This window comes from Aporhodopirellula sallentina SM41 (assembly GCF_000346505.1).
GTDB classification, from domain to species: Bacteria; Planctomycetota; Planctomycetia; order Pirellulales; family Pirellulaceae; genus Rhodopirellula; species Rhodopirellula sallentina.
In genome coordinates this window covers 25,865-45,513 of sequence record NZ_ANOH01000097.1, presented here as the reverse complement: position 1 = coordinate 45,513, position 19,649 = coordinate 25,865, and the positions used below count along the sequence as shown (strand labels likewise).

At 56.9% G+C, this 19,649-nt stretch carries 12 protein-coding genes; 10 read left to right on the top strand and 2 right to left on the bottom strand.

Annotation, left to right across the window (positions count from 1 at the left end; genetic code table 11):
• From RSSM_RS05810 to RSSM_RS05775, 9 genes are all read left to right on the top strand, one after another.
• Positions 1–3,079 (top strand): tetratricopeptide repeat protein (locus RSSM_RS05810; RefSeq protein ID WP_044301297.1); only part of this gene is annotated, 3,079 nt, incomplete at its 5' end.
• 262 nt (positions 3,080–3,341) lie between these two features.
• Positions 3,342–4,301, top strand: a complete 960-nt coding sequence (locus tag RSSM_RS05805) for a MotA/TolQ/ExbB proton channel family protein (protein ID WP_085979986.1) — start codon at positions 3,342–3,344, stop codon at positions 4,299–4,301.
• A 207-nt stretch (positions 4,302–4,508) separates the two neighbouring features.
• Positions 4,509–4,931: an ExbD/TolR family protein gene (locus RSSM_RS05800; RefSeq protein WP_008675570.1), complete on the top strand. Its 423-nt coding sequence runs from the start codon at positions 4,509–4,511 to the stop codon at positions 4,929–4,931.
• A 167-nt stretch (positions 4,932–5,098) separates the two neighbouring features.
• Positions 5,099–7,798: a prenyltransferase/squalene oxidase repeat-containing protein gene (locus RSSM_RS05795; RefSeq protein ID WP_236620972.1), complete on the top strand. Its 2,700-nt coding sequence runs from the start codon at positions 5,099–5,101 to the stop codon at positions 7,796–7,798.
• A 257-nt stretch (positions 7,799–8,055) separates the two neighbouring features.
• Positions 8,056–9,852, top strand: coding sequence for an arylsulfatase (locus tag RSSM_RS05790; protein WP_008675565.1), 1,797 nt, complete (start codon positions 8,056–8,058; stop codon positions 9,850–9,852).
• 519 nt (positions 9,853–10,371) lie between these two features.
• Positions 10,372–11,607 (top strand): DUF1559 domain-containing protein, encoded by a 1,236-nt coding sequence (locus RSSM_RS05785; RefSeq protein WP_044301287.1) that lies wholly within the window; start codon positions 10,372–10,374, stop codon positions 11,605–11,607.
• A 162-nt stretch (positions 11,608–11,769) separates the two neighbouring features.
• The gene (locus RSSM_RS34075) at positions 11,770–11,937 is read left to right on the top strand and encodes a hypothetical protein (RefSeq protein WP_008675560.1); all 168 of its coding nucleotides are present in this window, start codon (positions 11,770–11,772) and stop codon (positions 11,935–11,937) included.
• 277 nt (positions 11,938–12,214) lie between these two features.
• Positions 12,215–13,588, top strand: a complete 1,374-nt coding sequence (locus tag RSSM_RS05780) for a sulfatase family protein (RefSeq protein ID WP_044301283.1) — start codon at positions 12,215–12,217, stop codon at positions 13,586–13,588.
• Between the two features lie 343 nt (positions 13,589–13,931).
• Positions 13,932–15,434 carry a sulfatase family protein gene (locus tag RSSM_RS05775; protein ID WP_081613695.1) on the top strand — a complete coding sequence of 501 codons (1,503 nt, stop codon included), beginning with the start codon at positions 13,932–13,934 and terminating at the stop codon, positions 15,432–15,434.
• Between the two features lie 157 nt (positions 15,435–15,591).
• Here RSSM_RS05775 and RSSM_RS05770 read toward each other — a convergent pair whose 3' ends face one another.
• On the bottom strand, positions 15,592–17,469 hold the full coding sequence (locus RSSM_RS05770) for a LamG domain-containing protein (RefSeq protein ID WP_044301282.1): 1,878 nt from the start codon (positions 17,467–17,469) through the stop codon (positions 15,592–15,594).
• A complete protein-coding gene (locus tag RSSM_RS05765) occupies positions 17,436–17,924 on the bottom strand; it encodes a sigma-70 family RNA polymerase sigma factor (RefSeq protein ID WP_008675550.1) in 489 nt (162 codons plus the stop codon). The genes RSSM_RS05770 and RSSM_RS05765 overlap by 34 nt, the downstream gene beginning before the upstream one ends.
• A gap of 742 nt (positions 17,925–18,666) precedes the next feature.
• Here RSSM_RS05765 and RSSM_RS05760 point away from each other — a divergent pair.
• Complete coding sequence (locus RSSM_RS05760) at positions 18,667–19,611, top strand: AraC family transcriptional regulator (protein ID WP_008675546.1); 945 nt, start codon at positions 18,667–18,669, stop codon at positions 19,609–19,611.
• The last annotated feature ends 38 nt before the right edge of the window (positions 19,612–19,649 follow it).

Sequence of the window (19,649 nt, the reverse complement as noted above, 5' to 3'; positions counted from 1 at the left end):
GTCGGATCCGCCGGAGTTGATCGAGGCTGCCCGCGCGTTCGGACAGGCGTTGCAAAACAAGAAGTACGAACTTCGCGAAGAGAGTCTTTCCAATCGCGGGTGGTGTTTTTACGCCGCCGCGATCGGGGACGACCAAATCGACAAAGGACTCCTGCAAGAATCGCTGGACGCGTACAAGCAATTGCTCAAAGAGAACCCGAAGTCACGCTACCGCGAACGAGCGTTCTTCTACAGCGGCGAGGCGGCGTACACGATGGGGGATCCTCGGCAAGCGATCGACTACTACAGCAAATTGCTAGCGATGGATGAGGCCGAGAAGTCACCGCTGCGATGCGACGCGTTGTACGCCCGTGGGATTGCTCAGGAAGAAATCGACGAGTTTGACGCGGCGGCGGAGTCTTACGAACAACTGTTGCAGGCCTGCGTGGAGTCGGACCTCGTGGTTGACGTGCAGTTGCGACTCGGGGACATCCATCTTTTTGCCAAACGTTATGATCGCGCGATCGGCATGTTTCAAAAAGTGATCGACGATCCGACCGATTTGGCCACGGATGGTGATCGAGCTCATGCGCTCTTTCGGCAAGGGTTCTCGTTTGCCCGGTTGAAGAAAGCGGACGAAGCCGCCGAGCGATACGAACGTTTGGTCAAACAGTATCCCGAATCGCAGTACACGACCGCGGCAACGTTGGCGGCGGCTCAAACCCGTTATCAATCCGGTGAAATGGATGCGGCAGCAGACGGGTTTCGCAAACTGCTCGGCAGTGACGACGTGAAAGCGTCGACCGAGGCCGCACACTGGCTCGCACGGATCGAATTGGCCAAGGCGTCTGCGGCACCAACGGGTTCACCGGAGATGCAACGTGCCGCCGAGAACGCATACTCGGTCGCATCGACACAGTTGGGCGTGGGAGCGGAAGGCGACTACGCTCTGACGCTGCGACTCGACGCGGCTGAAGCACTTTCATTTCAGAATGACAAACTCGCCGACGCACTCGACCTCTTTGTCGAGATCGCGAATAACCACCCGACGTCGCCTCTGGCGGCCCGTGCGATTTACAATGGTGCCTTCACCGCGCTGCAGCTCGGTGAACACGACCGAGCCATTCGTCTCGCCGACGACTTTGGGAACCGATATTCCGACAGCCCGTTGGCTGCGGACGCGGCCTTCATTGCCGCCGAGGCACGTTTGCTTTCCGGCGACGCGGACGAAGCGGCCAAGCGATACCAAGGTCTGATCGACAATCCGGCGTACCGAAACAACCCCCAACGTGTGCAGTGGATTCTGCGAGGAGCGACCGCGTACAACTCTGCCACGCAGCCGAAGCAGGTGGTCAGTCTACTCGCCGAGGAACTCACCTCGATCGACGATCCGAGTTCACGTGCAGAGGCGTTGTTGTTATCCGGACAGGCCCAGTTAAAACTCGGCGATGCCGCTGCGGCTGCGCGAGCGTTCCGCGAAAGTCGCGAGGCGGATCCGAAGTGGGCACGCAGCGATGAGGCGTTCTTGCTAGCCGGCGAAGCACAAATGCAAGCCGGCAATCGGGACGCAGCGGTTGGCGTTTGGCGTGAGCTGATCTCCACGAATTCCGAATCGAAACTCGCCGACCAGGCACGCTTCAAACTCGGCCAACTCGCCAGCGACGAGGGACGATACTCCGAAGCGATCGAAGAGTTTGATCCGGTGATTCAATCGGGGCGTGACGCGACTCTGCTACCGTTCGCGCTCTATGGCAAAGGTTGGGCACAAATGTCGCTCGGCGAACATGATGACGCGGTCGAGACGCTCAGCCTGACGATCGAGAAGTTTCCTGAACATGCGATTCGTGACGACGCTTTACTCGCGCGGGGAATCTCGTATCGGAGTCTTGAGGATTTCGACAACGCGGCGATCGACCTGACGCAGTTTCTCGATACCGACCCAAGTGGCATCTTGCGAGGACATGGTTTGTATGAGCTCGCGCTGGTTCGGCAGAATCAAAACCGCCCTGAACAAGCCGCTGAGCGTTTGGCGGAGCTCGTGCACGATGTACCCGACTATCCCGGGATGGACAAAGTCGTCTATGAACTCGGTTGGTCGTTGAAGGAGGCCGGTCAGGAGGAGCAGGCGATCGAGCAATTCGAACACTTGATCGAAACCTTTCCGGACAACCCGATGGTCAACGAAGCGGCATACTTCGTCGGCCAAAAACGATACAACGACGAAGATTGGGACGCGGCGGCCCGAGCGTTCGAGATCGCGGCTCAATCCGGTGACGCGTCTTCGAATGAGTACAACGAACTGCTCGAGAAGTCACTCTATCGACTCGGTTGGTCGTACTTCAAAGCGGGCAATTACCCGGCCGCGGAAGCCGCCTTTGTGCGTCAGTTTCGCGAGGCGTCGAGCGGCCCGTTGTTCCTTGACGCGATGATGATGGTCGGCGAAGCTCGTTTCAAACAAGAAAACTTCGATGCTGCCCTGCGAGCCTACGGGAAGGCCCGCGAGAAAATCGAAGCTGACAACGACACCGCACAGTCGATCCGTGACGACGCCGAACGACAGGTTCGTGAGCTTACCCTGCTGCACGGCGGCCAAAGTGCGGCGCAGTTAAAGGACTGGGATACCGCGATCAATTGGTACGACGAGCTGCGGAAACGCTTTCCGGCAACGACCTATCTCCCCCAGGTTTTCTATGAGACCGGTTTTGCCCACCAACAGGCGGGCAACGAGCCACAAGCTCTGAAGTTGTACGGCCAGGTTGCAAATAACTACCGCAACGAATTGGCCGCGCGGGCGCGTTTCATGATGGGCGAAATTCATTTTGCCAACAAATCGTATTCCGAAGCGATTCCCGAATTCCAACGGGTGATGTACGGATTTGGTGCGGAAAAAGCTGACCCGAGCATCAAAAACTGGCAAGCGAAGAGCGGTTTCGAAGCCGGGCGGTGTGCGGAATCTTTGTTTGATGTCGCGAAAACTGAGTCTGCAAAAGAAAAAGCCCGCGGTTATGCTGTGAGGTTTTACGAGTATGTAGTGAACAAACATCCCGGTCACGAGTTGGCGACTCAGTCGCGAGATCGACTCGCGGCGTTGAAGGGATGATCGGCGGGGGAGACCTCCCCCTACGGAAGTTTGCTTAGGCTCATTGGGCCGCCCTTGCGAGCGTTGACGGGATTGGCCCGTTCGACAACCCAGCGGGGCCATTGGTAAGATTACCTCGTCACACGTTCGAGTCGAAACCGAAAGTTCTGGTATGCGTTTTCCCTCGCCCGCAGAAAATATTCTGAACCGTTCGCGGTCTCTCCGGTCCCGAACGGATCGACGGAAGGTGGCTCGCCGTTGGGTGCACGTGTTGGTTCTCGCGATGGTCGGTTGGGTCGTCGCAACGTCGGCCTTTCCCTCCGTGACGTCACCTTTGCCGACCGCTCACGCGCAAGGCATCGCGCCGTCGGAGGAAGCCGGCCAGAACGTCGAAATGATCGATGCCGCCGACATCGAAGACGTGATGAACGAGGCACCGGAAATAGCGATCGGCGATGGAGGTGACGCTCCCTCGGGAATTGACCTGTTGTCGTTGTTTCGGCGCGGCGGATGGTTCATGGCCCCGATCGGATTGATGAGCATGTTGGTTGTGACGCTCGCGGTGGAACGATCGCTGTCGCTGCGGACCAGCAAAGTTCTGCCACGGGGCCTGATGGAGGAACTGTCTGACCTCTCGGCGCACCCCGATCACTTTCCACCTTCGACCGCATGGGAAGTTTGTCACGAATATCCCTCCCCGGCCGCTCGAGTTGTGATGTCGATGTTGATGCGGACCGGGCAACCGCTCGGCGAGATCGAACGAACCGGGACCGAAACGATCCAACGCGAAGCCGACCGATACGCGTCGCCGGTTCGTTGGTTGACGTTGGCCGCCGCGGCGACACCGCTGATGGGATTGCTCGGAACGGTTTGGGGGATGATTGTTGCGTTTCATGAGTCGAGCACACTGACGGCCGATCGCAGTCGCAGCGAACAACTTTCCGAAGGCATTTACACCGCGTTGGTAACGACGCTGGCTGGTTTGGTGGTCGCGATTCCCGCGGCGATCTTCGCACAATATCTGGAAAATCGGATCACGAAACTGTTTCACCGAATCGAAGAACTCGCCTTTGCTGTCGCACCGGGAATGGCTCGTTTCGCTGGCCGGTCCAAACTCGACAACGACGGGCAACTGCGTCCGATAGAGGCCTCGCCACCGCCGGTGGGCACCGGAGCGCCGCCGAAGGAACCCAATCACGCGAACGGAGTCGCCACACCGCCACCGGTTGCATCGCCGTCCTAATTACTCGCCGTTGTGATGTTGTTCAGCGGCGTGGATTGGCTCGAAAGCTTTGTGGTGATCGGAGCGATCAAACCGCTGCTCACTGGTGTCGCTCATACGAACGTCAACGCCCAATCCATCATCGCGGTCCACTCGCCGAAGTCCGTAAACTCGCCATTCCCCGTGGCATTTGAACGAAACCAACTGCCTGTTTTCAATTGATCACGCATGGCCATCGAACTCAAGAAATCGAACGTCGCCGGAACGCTCAGCCTCACGCCGCTGATCGACGTCGTTTTCCTGTTGTTGATCTTCTTTCTCGTTACGAGCGAATTCGAAGATGAAGAGCGACGCCTCGACATTGTCCTGCCGTCGGCAACCAGTGCGGTGCCGATGACCAGCAAGCCACGAGAGGTTGTCGTCGATGTCGACTCGGCGGGCAAGATTTACCTTCGCGGTAAAATCACACCGCTCGAAGAACTCGAAGAGTTGCTCAAGAAGGCCGTTGCCAACAACCCGACCAATCAAACCGTCGTGATCCGCGCCGACCAAGCGACGAGTTTTCAACCGGTTGTCAACGTGATGGACGTGTGCAATCGCACCGGCGTGAGTGACTACTCCGTCACGACCAAAGATGGCCCCGCAGGTTAGTCGTTCCCGTGACATCGAACCAACCCAAACAACCGTTGCCTCATCCGTCGGGAAAGCCCGCTGCGGTGGGCTCGCGTTCGGTTCACACGCCGTCATCAGACACGCATTCGGTATCGGGGAATCCGTTGTTTCCGATCGATGAGGTCGAGGACGAAGGTGTCGAACGGATGTGGCCGCTCGATGTCGGCATGGCGGCGCTCGGTGGGCTCGTCCTCTACATGGTGTGGAACTATCTGTCGTTTGACGACACGAGGATTCTGCACAACCGGCTGACTTACCTAATCTCGGTTCCGTTGATCACCGTCGCGATATCGTTCGCGCTGCGGATGATCGCCTCGCAGTTTGTTCAAAAGTCAATTCAGGTCGGGTTTCTATTCAGCACGATCGTTCACCTGTTATTGCTGATCTTGGCCGTGCAGTTGGTGATCTTCCCGCATTACTTTCCCGAGGCGTTTGCGGGGGCGAAACCGGAACGATCGCCGATTCGCAAAACGGTACCCGAGTATCTGTTTCAGAAGCCTGAGGAGACCGAAGCGGTGACTCCCGATTGGTCGCAACCGGTCGATGCTGAGACGACGTCGCGTGTTGTTCCCCGAGAAGATCGGAAACTGCCGCCGGTGGCGCGGTCGGCTCCGCAACTCGAAGTGCCGCGACCGCGTGAGAAGCCGCAACCGAACGAACGTAAATTCTTGATGAAACGCCCCGAGCCGGAGGCGTCGATCCCGAAACCCGCCGACGCGCCATCGAAACAGGCTCGGCGGCGGATGCAACGGGAAGCCCCCGCAATGCCAGCCCAAGCTTCGCCGCAGGCACCAACGATCGAAACGACGCCGACGCCGTCCCCTCGAGTCGCTAGCGCGGAGAAGCCGACTCGCCCCACGCGTCCGACCAAACGACCACGACAGCCGACGGTGTCGATCGCCGCCGCGGCGCCGGACCTGCCTCGCGTCGAACCGACACCATCGCCATCACCGGCGGTTCGGAAGCTCGCCGATGCGATGCCTCAGGTGGGCACGTCGGGCTTGTTGCGTCAGAAAAGCCAACGTCGCCGACCCAATCGCGAAGCGCCCGCCGGTTCGGCTCCCGCACCGCCGTCGGTTGCGATCGCCAAACTGGACGTGACCGCCGAACGCATGATCGCCCCGATCGATACCCCGATCCAACGCCGCAGTGATGCGGTCGGGGCACAGCTTTCCGCGGCATCGTCGGATTTCCCATCGCCCGCGGCGGAGTCCCGTGCCGAAGAATCGGCTGGCAATCTGCCCCAACGCAGCGAACTGGCGTCGATGGCTGGGTTGCCTGAACCGACGGTTGAGTTGCAGGAGTTCAGCCGTCCTCGATCGACACGTCGCCGGGGGAGATCCGGCCAAGGGCAAGCCGCCGGAGATGCACCGGACGCGGGAGCGATTTCGGAAATGCTCGCGGAGGCCCAAAGCGATCCGGGCGATTCGGGACAGGAGAGCGACGACGAGTCCGAACTCGCGATGCGAAACACGGAACTCGAACGGACCGCTCGCGCCGATGACGATGGCTTGCCCGATCTGTCGACGACGGCCGATCCGATCTTTGACCTCGCCGCGCCCGAAGGACCCGCAGGGCTAGCCAAAGCGTTCGCAGAGAAAGCTGGTGTGATCCCTTCTACCGATCCGGTCGAAATGGCGTCCATGGATTTGTCGCGTGACCGACGTGAGCGTCGCGAAGTCGGCGGTCCGATCACTCCCGCCGGAATGGCCATCGCTGCGGTTGAACAATTCAGTCGCCGGGTGCAGCGTACGAGCGGCGGTGCCGCGCCGGCACCCGCCGGCATGGTCGGACCGGCGACCGAAGAGGCGATCGAGTTGGGGCTGGCGTACCTCGCGTCGCTGCAGAACGAAGACGGCAGTTGGTCGCTGCAGGGGCACGGGGAAGACGTGTTGTTGCAGAGCGATACGGCGGCGACGGGTATGTGCTTGCTCGCCTTCCAAGGGGCCGGCTACACGCATCGACAGCATCAATACGCGTCGGTGGTCGCCAAAGGACTCGCGTTTTTGATACAGAACCAACGGTCCAACGGTGATCTCTACCGGCTCGAGAACGCCGTCAGCGATCAGAACGTTGCCTTGTACTCGCACGGGATTGCCTCGCTCGCGTTGTGCGAAGCGTACGGCATGACGCAGGACAGCGAACTTCGCGACGCGGCACAACAATGCATCAACTACATCGAGGCGACTCAGCACCGTCGTCGCGGCGGTTGGCGTTACACACCGCAGGTCAGCAGCGACACGTCAGTGACCGGTTGGATGATGATGGCGGTTAAGAGCGGCGAGTTGTCGAACCTCGATGTTTCTCCGGATGTTTATAAAGGGATCAACCGATGGTTGAGTCTGGCTCAGGTGAGCCCGGCCCGACGCGATCTTTATGTTTACAATCCCTATGCACCGGATACTCCGCAACAGGCCCACGGTCGACGCCCCACGCCAACGATGACTTCGGTCGGTATTCTGATGCGGATGTACTCCGGATGGAGTCGCGAGAATCCAGACATGCAATCGGCCGCTGACTATATTCTCGCCAGCCCGCCAAAAATCGGCACACGCCGCGCACCGATGCGGGACACGTACTACTGGTATTACGCAACCCAAGTGATGTTTCACATGGGCGGCGATTATTGGAAGAAATGGAGCGGCTACCTCACGCCCGTTCTTATCGACAGCCAAATCAAGCGCGGCCCGGAAGCCGGCAGTTGGGATCCCGAATATCCCGTGCCGGATCGCTGGAGTGCCCACGGAGGTCGCCTGTACGTTTCCGCGATGAACCTTCTTAACCTCGAAGTCTACTACCGGCACCTGCCGATCTACGAGGAAACTGCCGGCGAAGAATCGCGGTAGCGACACGTGGCTGAGTTTCTGCGAGGCTCGAAAAGCTAAACCGTGCACGTAGCCGCGTATCTCCAAGACCCGATGGCACTGAACATCGGTCTCGGAAAGACCAAACAACGTGGGACCTCTTCGCCACGGCCCGAATCGGATTGTATAGAATAGCCGCACTGCCGCGCGCTCGTCCGTGCGCCGAGTCGCGGCCCGTCGAAATGCACGGCTTCTTTGAGAGGCCCGTCTTCCCCACTCCAGTCTCAATCTCGCGTCTCATGCTCTCACAATTCAGACTTTGTTTATTCACCTTCACCTGGTTGGTGATCGGAACGCTCGCCGCCTCCGCAACCAACGTGGTTTTCGTGATCTCCGACGATCAAGGCTACGGTGATCTCGCTTGCACCGGCAATCCGATCATCAAGACGCCCAACATTGACAAACTTGCCTCGCAAAGTTCCAGGCTCAGCGATTACCACGTCGCCCCAACTTGCTCGCCAACACGTTGTTCGTTGCTGACCGGACACTGGACCAACCGGACCGGCGTTTGGCACACGATCATGGGGCGTTCGATGCTTCGTGAGAACGAAGTAACGATCGGACAAATGTTTGCTGACGCAGGCTACGAAACCGGGATGTTCGGCAAATGGCACCTCGGCGACAACTTTCCCTATCGACCGGAAGATCGTGGTTTCACGGAGGTCTACCGTCATGGTGGCGGCGGGATCGGACAAACTCCCGACGTTTGGGACAACGCTTACTTCGACGGATCGTACTTTCACAACGGAAAGATCGTTCCTGCCAAAGGCTTCTGTACGGACGTCTTCTTTGACCAAGCCAACCAGTTCATCACCCGGTGTGCGAAAGCGAACAAGCCTTTCTTCGCGTACATCTCCACAAACGCGCCGCACAAACCGCTGCATTGCCCCAAAGAATACACGGACATGTACGAAGGCCAGTCCGAAAGCATCGCGGCATTCTATGGCATGATTACCAACATCGACGACAACGTCGGAAAGACACGCCAGTTGATCGATGATCTGGGAATCACGAACGACACGATCTTTATCTTCACGACTGATAACGGCACCGCGAGTGGCGCGAAGGTCTACAATGCGGGAATGAAAGCTGGCAAGGGAAGCGCGTATGACGGAGGCCACCGTGTCCCGTTCTTCCTGCATTGGCCTGCCGGCGGGATCACCGAACAGCATGACGTGAAGACACTCACGCACGCAGTCGACATTGTTCCGACACTCCTCGAAATGACAGGTGTCCCTAAACCAGAAGGAGTGAAGTTCGACGGTTTGTCGATAGCCGACCTGCTCGATCCGAAAAAGGATGTCGAATGGCCCGAACGTTTTGTGATCAGCGATTCGCAACGCGTGCGTGATCCGATCAAGTGGCGAAGTTCAGCAGTGATGTCGCAGAAGTTCCGTTTGATTAATGGAAAACAACTTTACGCGATCGATGTTGATCCGGGACAGAAGAACAACATCGCCAAGGAGCACCCCGAAGTTGTTGAAACGATGCGACAGTTCTACGAAGAATGGTGGGCGGACATCTCGCCATCGTTCTCGCAAACAACGGAGATCTATCTGGGACATAAAGATCATCCGGTTGTCAGCCTCACCGCCCACGATTGGATTCAAAAGATCTATCCCCCATGGCACCAAGGATCGATCCGCGAAGCGAGTCGCAAGAACCCGGATCCGGGAAAACTGACCCACAAAGGTTATTGGGCGGTCAAGGTGGTTCGCGACGGCAAGTATCAGATTTCGCTACGACGCTGGCCGGTCGAATCGGGAGCCGCGATCAACGCTTCGCTGCCACCGGGAGATGATGTGCCCGGTGCCACCACTCCGTTTCGCGTGACACCGGGGAACGCGATCAACGCTTCGCACGCGGTGCTGCGAATCGACGGCGAAGACCTGGAGCGAAAACCGGTACCCGCCGGTGCGGAGGAAGTCAGTTTCGAAGCCGAACTCAAAGAAGGCTCGTATCAGCTCGCACCGATCTTCGAGATCCCCGAAGGCGAACTCGGCGCCTACTACGTGGTCGTCACGAGTTTGAATTAGAGCGATCCAGTAGCCGAGTTCGCCAGATCGAAGTTCTTCCGGAGTCTGGCGACTCCGGCTACGGTGATTCTTGTCCTTCCTCTTCCCCGCCGTAGCTAAACTCGCCAAAGTTCAAACTCCGCACATCGAGCCCCGTCCGAAGTCTTGGCGGCTCTGGCTACGTTGTTGGGGTACCACTCGATGCACCGCCAAATTTTTGCTTGATAAACGCGCGTCTCCTTTCTGTTGGGGCGAGCATCTTCCCTTTGCGATGCACTGCGGTAATGCACGACTCACTGACTAAAAGAGTCACTGCGAGAATGTTCAGCACTTCGCCTTTGGCACGCAAAAACGTTGTGCGCGGAAACATCGAAGGGTGGCGATGAAAACACAGAACGATGAATTAGCAACTGTATATTTAACTTTTAGTTAATCGAATCGGGGGGCCGCAGCGGAGACAGATGTCACGTCTCGATGTTGGGTGCCCGCGAATTTGTTTGTTACATCTCAACGCGTTCTGTTCGGATTTTGGGGAAAATCATGCGTAAGTATTTGGGGCGAAGAGGATTCACTCTCGTCGAGCTTCTCGTAGTCATTGCAATCATCGGAGTTTTGGTAGGGCTGCTGTTACCAGCAGTGCAAGCCGCCCGGGAAGCAGCTCGACGGATGAGCTGCAGTAACAACTTCAAGCAAATCGGCTTGGCGATCCACAACTATCACTCGGCCTACAACCAGTTGCCGGTTCAATGCGGTGGGACCTACACGGTATCAAGACGAGAATACGCTCCTGGGCAAAACTCGCTGGAACTCTCTGCTTTGGTCGGCCTGACGCCGTTCATCGAACAGCAAGCCATGTGGGAGCAACTCGCGAATCCATACCAAGTTCCCGCAGGTCTCCCTGGTGCCGGGAACATCTACTCGCCGATGGGGCCTTACCCTGGTCGCACATTCGACAAACTCACGAACAGCCAGGCTGGACCTTACGCGCCGTTTGAATCGGACATTCCTACGTTCCGATGCCCCAGTGATCCTGGCGTTGGGCTTCCGGCGATGGGGCGTACGAATTATGGCGTCTGCCTGGGAGACTCGATCGCCCAAACCAACGCCGCGGCTGTCATGAATCACAAAGGCGTGCCACACGCCTCGACGACGATTGCATCTGCCAACGCCAGCAACCGTGGCTTCTTCAAATGCCAAATGAAATCGGCGTTCCGAGATGTTCTCGATGGTCTGTCAAACACCATCGCGATGGGTGAGTTTGTTACCGATCTCGGCGATGACGATAAACGGACGCGAATGTTGAACGGTACATCAACACGGAACGTCAAGTCACCGGGCGGTGCATTAGCATGCGAGCCATTCGTCGATTCGGAACGGCCACAGTTTTGGGACGCGAGTGCTCCCTTCGCCAGCAACGCTCACATCGACAATCGACGTGGCTTTCGTTGGGCATGGGGCATCCCAATTCACTCGGGCGTTTACGCCGTGTTGCCTCCGAACCGAGAGCTTTGCTTTACGCAAAGCTGGTATCAATCCGAGGGGATTTGTCCTCCAAGTAGCCGGCACCAGGGTGGGGCTCATATTTTGATGGGGGACGGTGCGGTCAAGTTCATCACGGACTCCATCGAATCGGGCAACCTGTCTGGGCGTGCGATGGTTTCCACAGCGTCTGTCAACACGGACCCATTGTCGGTACCCGGTGCAGCGAGCCCGTTTGGATTGTGGGGCTCTCTTGGTACTCGCGCATCGAGCGAAGTAATCGACGCCGAGTTCTAAATCCGCAAGATCGTCATAACAGCGAACGCGTCTGCTCGTCGGACGCGTTCGCGAGATGTCGACCGTTTCTTGTGTTTAGCGTTCGCAAAAGCGATCGAGCCGAAACGTGTCGCTCACGAGCTACGTTGTCACCCGTTTACCATTTACGAGTCTAGGATTGCTATGAAGGTTACCGCCCATTTGTTGGTTCTCGCATTGGTCGTCACATCCATCGGATGTGCTGAAGAAAAGCCTGAGAGGGCTTACGACATTTCGGATGTTGAACAACTGCTGATAGATCACCCGGAATTGGCCGAACCACCGCCGCCAGAATATCGCGTCGAAGACTGAGCGTCGCATTAACTAGAGAAACGCAACAGGACTGAGTTTTCCTCTCTTCAGTTGCGTTGGGAGTGCTCGAGGGACAGCGCGGTACGGGCGCATTGGTCGCGATTCTCAGTGTCGCGATTCTCAGTGTCGCCATTCTCAGGGGAGCGAAACTCGGCATGAGTTTCGGCGGGCCCCTCGAATCACCGAAAGTCTTGGCGATTTTCGCTACGGATCCGTTCGTGGCTTCTGGTTGAGATAGTACTGGTGTACAGATCGAATACGTCAACTTCAAAACAACATGAGGCACATCGTGCACCGCATCCTTCGCCTGCTACCGATGATCTTGATGGTCGCCACCGCGACAGCGTCTGAGGTTAAACCACCGAATGTTGTTTTGATCCTCTCGGATGATCAAGGTTACACCGACTACGGTTTTATGGGGCACGAAGAAATCGAAACGCCCAATTTGGACAAGCTTGCCAAAGAGAGCACGTTGTTTCGGCGTGGCTATGTTCCAACCGCGTTGTGCCGGCCGTCCCTGATGACGCTGATCACGGGACTATATGCTCATGAGAACAAGACGAGCGGAAACGATCCCGCTCGCACCGCAGCAAACAAAGCCCACGCCGAAAAATCGGGCGGTGACATCCGCGAAATGCTGATCTCTCACATCGACCGCACCGGTGCACTACCCCAGTGGTTGGCCGAAAAAGGCTATGTCAGCTTTCAAAGCGGAAAGTGGTGGGAAGGATCTTATCAGCGTGGTGGTTTTACCGAAGGCATGACCAAAGGGTATCCCAACCCAGGCGGACGGCATGGTGATGAAGGTTTGGCGATCGGACGCGAAACCATGAAGCCAGTCACTGACTTTATCGATCGCAGTGTGGAGGCGGATAAGCCGTTCTTTGTCTGGTACGCGCCCGTCATGCCTCACACGCCACACAACCCACCGGCTGAACTTATCGAGAAGTACCTTAAGAAGGGAGTTCAAGAACGGATCGCCAAATACTATGCGATGTGCGAATGGTTCGATGAAACATGCGGAACGTTGATAGACCACATCGACAACTCGGGCATCGCCGAAGACACGCTGATCATCTACATCACGGACAACGGTTGGATTCAAACAGAGGCTGGTCGTTACGGACCACGTTCCAAACGAAGCCCCTACGAACTCGGGACGCGAACACCGATCATGTTCCGCTGGCCCGGTAAAATTCCTGTGGCAGATCGAACCGAGCTTTGTACGTCGATGGATTTTGTGCCGACGGTTCTTGCTGCTGCGGGAGCGAAAGCTCCACACGAGTTTGATGGCCTCAATCTGCTGCCGCAGCTCATGTCGGGCGATTCGATTGATCGAGACACGATATATGGTGAAGCGTTTGCACACGACATCGCTGACATCGAGAACCCGCAAGCGTCGCTGTTATACCGTTGGGTGATCAAAGGAAATGACAAGCTGCTGCTGACATACGATGGAGCACCTGGATACATGAGGTATCCACCGCAGGATGCGGCACCTCAACTCTACGATCTGCAAAGTGATCCTGACGAAAACAACAATCTCGCCGAATCCAATCCCGACAAGGTGATGGAACTCGGTAAGCTATTGATTGACTGGTACGTCCCCACCGGACGCCAAGCCGGCACACTCGCCCCAGCCGCGCCATAAGCACAGCCGCGCCATAAGCACAGCCGCGCCATAAGCACAGCCGCGGCATAAGCACAGCCGCGCCAAAAGCACGGCCGCGTTAAATGATTGTCCGAAATTGAGCTGTCGGACATCAACAAGATTTCCGGACATTGTGTGCTAGGAAGCGATCCGATAGCCACGAGAAAAAATTAGCCGCCGGGCGCTAGTCTTGGTTTTCCACCGGAAACCGCGGCTAATGCGGATTCGCTAACGTGTTATCCTATCGGTGGTTTGGGATCGGTGTCGGACAACCATGCAAACCGATGTCTGGACGGGCGATTCAACCGCGTTCGGACGCAATGAGAACGTATAGTAATCAAAAATGAAAATTTGCCTTGGATCGTTAGTCCTGCTTCTCACCGTCTGTTGCTATGCACATGCGGCTGATGACCGGCCCAATGTGATCGTCTTTCTGGCCGACGACCTCGGTTACGGTGACCTTGCGTGCTACGGCAATCCAATCGTTCAGACGCCTCACCTGGATCGGTTCGCATCCCAAGGCGTGCGCATGATCGACTGTCATTCCGGTGGAACGGTTTGTTCGCCGTCGCGGGCTGCGCTGCTGACTGGACGAAATCCATACCGCAGTGGGTTCTTCTACATCCACAACAAGGACACTTTCTTGAGAGATGAAGAGGTCACCGTTGCGGAGGTGCTCAAAGGAAAGGGCTACGAAACCGGGTTCTGGGGCAAGTGGCATCTTTCGACACTCGAGAAAGATCGTTACGTCCATCCCGGCCCTGGCGATCAGGGATTTGACTACTGGATGGGAACGACGCTCAACGCGTTCGACGAACTCGGCGGGCCACGCCGGCCGAAAGCGTTTATCAAGAACGGAGAGCCGCTGGGCACGGTCGACGGTTGGTACTGCGACGTGATTGTTGATGACGCTCGCGAATGGCTGGCCAATCAACGTGATAAGCAGAAACCGTTTTTTATGTATGTTTGCTCGCACGAACCACATACCCCAATCGATCCACCCGAGGAATACAGCGCCCGGTACGACAACGCCAACGTTGAACGATTGGAAAAGGAGATTCAGTACGGTCGGGTCAAGCGTCCGGCACGAGATATCTCTGACCATAAGAAGGACTACTACGGAACCGTCAACCAACTCGATGACGCCTTCGGACGACTGATGAAGACGCTCGAGGACGAGGGGCTGGAGAAGGACACCTTGGTTCTGTTCACCAGCGACAACGGACCGGAAGCCCCGGTGACTGTCGAAGAGTCGCTCGGCCAGTGGGAGGATCCCATCCGCGATAAGTGCTTTGGCTCGCCCGGCGTACTGCGCGGCATGAAACGGTTTCCCTTTGAGGGAGGTCACCGTGTCCCAGGTCTGGTCCGTTATCCCGGAGTCATTCCGGCGAACACGCGCAGCGATGTGCTCTTCAACGGAACCGATATTCTGCCCACGATTTGCAGTCTGGTGGACGCGGACGTGCCCGCTGGCCGCAACGTGGACGGCGTCGATGCTTTTGACGCATTTCTGGGGCAACCGGTTCGGCGTCGTGATTCCGCTATCTGGTTCTTCCCGCACCACGGAGACACGTGGTTCCGCATGCCACAGATCTCGATGCGGGACGGCAACTACACGTTGATCGCTTGGTTGCCTCAACGCGAAGTAGGCGTTTCGCTTGACGAGTGGCTCGCGACGTCCGACCCTGATCGTGTGGAGCTCTACGACGTTTCGGTCGACCCTTCACAGAGCAACGACATCGCAAGCAAACATCCCGAACTCGTCAGCTCGATGAAAAAGGAAATGACCGCGCTCTGGCGTGAGATGCGTGACGAAGGACTCGCGAGTCAAACGCAAGCTGATTAGAGCGTTTCGATAAATGATGTTGCCGAGTTTTGCCGCGTGAACGTTGGCGACATCCGGCTGGTAGCTGCGGCTTTCCTGGACGGTTTGACCCTTAGTTGGACTCGCCAGAGTTAGTCTTCGCACGTTCGATGCCCGTCCGAAGTCTTGGCGACTCCGGCTACGTTGCTGGGGTGGTTTCTGGCGTTTGATCTTCAGAGACCGATTCGGAAGCATCCGCGACGGAACGTCCGGCGGCTTCGATATGCCGTTGGATTTCATCTTTCGTGATGGCCCGGTCGTAGACGGCGACCTCATCGATCTGGCCCACAAAACGTCGATACTCCGAATCGGGATAGACGCGTCCAACGAGCAACTGAACGTTGGCATTAAGCGGTACCGGGTTTTGACGTTCCGCCACGATTTGTCCGTTGAGCCACAGTCGTTGGCTGTTGTCCTTCTTCTGTGCCACCACGTGCTGCCACATTCGCGCCTCGTAGGTGGTTTCGGAGAAAATATTGGTGGCACTTATCGGTTGGGTCTCCCCGAGTGCACGATGGACGAATCGGATGCGGTTGGGTTCAGATTCGCTCAGACGATGCGTGAAGTAGTGTTTTGCCGTGACCTCGAGCATCATGGTGTGTTGGTACCTTCCGTCCTTGAGCACCAACGGATCGTGCAGACACAGCAATTCACCGTGATGATACAGCTGTGGCTTGACCCATAGTTCGATGCTGTATTCGTCCAATGCGGACGGTGGCCATTGCTCTTCGGCGTGAAACGCTGCGGCGGTAGGCGTTCCGATTTCGGCGACACGGTTTTCGCCATATTGACGCCAGGTCGGGTTGCCGATGATCAACGCGTTCATGCCCTCTGCGGTGCCCTCGTTCTCGACGTAGAACGGGAAGTCACCTTTGAGTTGTTCGAAACGCCAATACACTTTCGGCGCGGATTGTTGGATCGTGTTGGCGTATTCATCGTCGAGGTTCAGAGGGTCGAAATTGGGCGAACGTGCCGACACGAAATTTCCAACGCTCGCATCGAAACGCACGAGCTGGATTCCTTCGTCGGTTTGCTGAAACACGCGAACCGCTTCACCTTCCTCCAAGCGAATTTCGTGTAGTTCATCGTTCAAATCATGGGGCGTTAGTACTGCGTTGCCGCGAAAGACATGCAGTTCGCTCGAGGTGTCATCGGAAACCAATCCGACGAAACTCTGTGGGCCGATTGTCACTCGGCCGGCAGCGATCGAAACGGAGTTGTCTTCGGTATTCGCGCCGATGCCTTTGAGAGTCATCGAGCCACGTAGCAGACCGAGTTCACCGTTGCTTTGATTGTGAACGCTCGCGGGGCCTTCGATGCGAACCAATGCGTCACGACCGGTGTTTTCACCGAGTCGCAGTTCCGCGATTCCTTCGACGAGATTCAGGACTTCGCCCGAATCGATCGGATCGCCGATCGTTGGAGTGGTTTCGCGGGTTGACCGCCAAACGCATGCGGTCATCGATACGAGTTGCGGTGCGACGGATTGGGACGCGGCGTCGGAATCGCGGTCGGGAGTGTTGGTTTGCAGCAGATCTGACGACGCAACACGATCGAAACCCGACTGGCTTTTTGCCAGCGACCAGGCAAAACTCGCGACAAGGATGTTGCTCGCGACGAGTGCGAGCAACCATGCGTAGTGTCGATTTTCGCCGGAGTTTCGCGTTGTCGGTCGATGCGACGCTGCTCGCTCTTTACGTGCGACTTCAACGTGGGGCGCCGAGGCCGTCGCTGCACCTGCGGCGGTCGATTCCGGTTGTTCTCGCAACGCCTCAAACACCTCCTTCACAATCGCGGGTGACTCCAGCGAATTGTGATCACTCAACGCACAGAACTGGTCGATCAACGCAACCGCCTCTCGCGATCCCGCTTCGGTTCGGGCGATCTCATTGACGCGCCGGATGTCTTCTTTCGTCAGCAACTCTTGCTGCGACTTCAGAATCAAACCACGCAGTTCGGATAGGTTCGGGTTATCGGGTGTCACTAGACTTCCTCGGCCAAAGTTCTTTCGATGCATCGAGACAGCGATCCGTGGATCCGGCTCAATTCTCGGTAAATTGCGTAGGTGGAACGTCCCACATGTTCCGCGATTTCTTTAACGCTTAACTCGTCGTAGTAGCGTCGGCGGATGAGTTCACGATCGGCAATCGGGAGCTCGCTTAAGCATTTGCTCAGTGCGGTGCGACGATCGCAGACGTCCTGCGCCACCATGCATGCGTCGGACGAAAGGTATTCAATTGTCTCGTCATCGAAGACTTTGACTCGCTTCTGCGAGTCTCGCAGTTTCAGCATTTCGTAGCGTGCGATTCCGCATGCCCACGCAAAGAAGTTCTCCCCATCGAAATCGGAGAACTTCTGCCAAAGGATGATGCATGTGCGTTGGAATACGTCTTCCGCATCGTTGTGCCGGTTCATGGTGATGATGCGAATGAACGACATCAGCCGACTCGAGTGAGTCGCCAACAACCGCACAAATTCGTCCTGCGATGATGGGGAATTAATCGTCAACCTCGAAACAGGATGGGAAAGAAGGCTATCGGTGGGGCATCCCTCGTGATCGGGAATCGAAAAATCTATCGCAGTTCGGCCGCCTAATGTGGGGGCGGGGCAAATTTTGGTGTCAGACATGGTGGAACGTTCGCGAGAGATCGCCGGTTTCAGACAGCATGCCGAATCGCTGCACTTAGTTTGCCCCGGGACATTTCGGTTTATCGATTTAATCAAGAGTCAACCAGTTTTCGTTTAACCGGTAGCCGTAGGCGATGTGCAGTGGCAAGTAGGTCGCCTACGGCTGCCCGTTAAACGAAGCAATCAACAGCCCGGGTTGCCTCGGATCGCTCAATAGGCCGGGGAACATTCCGCCGGCCTACCGTCTCCGTCAGTTTCTGATCCGCCCTCAAACGCCGTGTTTTTTGAGCGTAGGGAGAGAGCCACCAATTACCTCAGTGTGCAGGTGATTTTTGCAGTGTTTCTGCTGCAAATCGGAAGGAAATTTCAGCAAACCCTTAATGCCGCGAAAAATTTCGAATTTCAGCGCAAAAGGTCGCGCCTAAGGGCTGGTTAACGCACGCTGGCGAGATTCATTGGTCCGATGCCTTCAATTACATTTCCCGTGAGTAATACAGAAGTACCTGCTGATTTCCGTTTTCACCCCAGTCCGCTCGCGCGGTGCTCGGGTGGAGGTGCGGTCTCAGGGGCTCCGGCGACGAGGTCCATGGGCGAGAACGAACTAGAAGATTTTTATCACTACCTTCCCGTCAACGACGCCGCGATAACCTGGGGCGCTTACTTGACGGGTGTGGGCCGCGCGCGCACCGGACCGGATCAGGAGTATCCGCCGAAAGGGCACCCGGGCCTGTATGACCACTGTTGGTCGCGGGGGCGCGTGCTGCCCGAATTTCAGATCCTCCTGATTTCCGAAGGCCGCGGGGTCTTCGAAACCAAAGAGACTGGCACGGTATCGATTGGCCCAGGGTATGCGTTCATTTTGTTTCCCGGCGTTTGGCATCGCTATCGTCCGGACGCGGATGTCGGTTGGCGTGAGCGTTGGATTTCCTTCAACGGCGTGATGACACACCGGCTTCAAGAGCTCGAGGTGATCGATCCGTCTCGCGCGGTGCACCGTGCCCGGGACTTTGATCGGTTGATCGAGGGTTTTGATCAACTGCTCAGTCGTGTGCGATCATCACCGAACCAGAACTCCGTCATGCTTTCGATGCAGGTGCTGTCGCTGATCGGGAACATCATCGAGTCCATGGTCGATCCGGGGCAGATTCCCGGCGGAGATCGAACCGTTCGTGAGAACACGATTGGTGATCCTTTGGTTGCCGATACGCTGAATTTGATTTGGACACACAGTGACCGTGCTTTCACGGTGAAGTCGTTCGCGGATCGTTTGTGTGTGAGCAGGCGTGTTCTTCAACGGCGCTTTCATGCCGAGCTCGGGCACAGCATCCTTCAAGAAATGATTGCCTGTCGATTGAGCCGGGCGAAACGTCTGCTCAAAGAAACCGATTTGGGAATCAAAGAGGTGGCGTATATCGCGGGCTTTCCGAGTGAAGAGCGAATGCGGGTCACGTTCAACCGAACCGAAAAAGTATCTCCATCTCAATACCGAGCCGCCGCGGTGGCAAAAACACGTGGCGAAGCATCGAAGTGAATGCGGTAACGCAAGTCGAGTGGAAATGCATGATGAAT

What these genes read in the sequence shown, in the direction of transcription:
- RSSM_RS05790 (WP_008675565.1), top strand. Translation starts at nt 8,056, where the DNA reads ATGCTCTCACAATTCAGACTTTGTTTATTCACCTTCACCTGGTTGGTG.
- RSSM_RS05795 (WP_236620972.1), top strand. Translation starts at nt 5,099, where the DNA reads ATGTGGCCGCTCGATGTCGGCATGGCGGCGCTCGGTGGGCTCGTCCTC.
- RSSM_RS05780 (WP_044301283.1), top strand. Translation starts at nt 12,215, where the DNA reads ATGAGGCACATCGTGCACCGCATCCTTCGCCTGCTACCGATGATCTTG.
- RSSM_RS05800 (WP_008675570.1), top strand. Translation starts at nt 4,509, where the DNA reads ATGGCCATCGAACTCAAGAAATCGAACGTCGCCGGAACGCTCAGCCTC.
- RSSM_RS05770 (WP_044301282.1), bottom strand. Translation starts at nt 17,469, where the DNA reads ATGCATCGAAAGAACTTTGGCCGAGGAAGTCTAGTGACACCCGATAAC.
- RSSM_RS05785 (WP_044301287.1), top strand. Translation starts at nt 10,372, where the DNA reads ATGCGTAAGTATTTGGGGCGAAGAGGATTCACTCTCGTCGAGCTTCTC.
- RSSM_RS05805 (WP_085979986.1), top strand. Translation starts at nt 3,342, where the DNA reads ATGGTCGGTTGGGTCGTCGCAACGTCGGCCTTTCCCTCCGTGACGTCA.
- RSSM_RS05775 (WP_081613695.1), top strand. Translation starts at nt 13,932, where the DNA reads ATGAAAATTTGCCTTGGATCGTTAGTCCTGCTTCTCACCGTCTGTTGC.
- RSSM_RS05760 (WP_008675546.1), top strand. Translation starts at nt 18,667, where the DNA reads ATGGGCGAGAACGAACTAGAAGATTTTTATCACTACCTTCCCGTCAAC.
- RSSM_RS34075 (WP_008675560.1), top strand. Translation starts at nt 11,770, where the DNA reads ATGAAGGTTACCGCCCATTTGTTGGTTCTCGCATTGGTCGTCACATCC.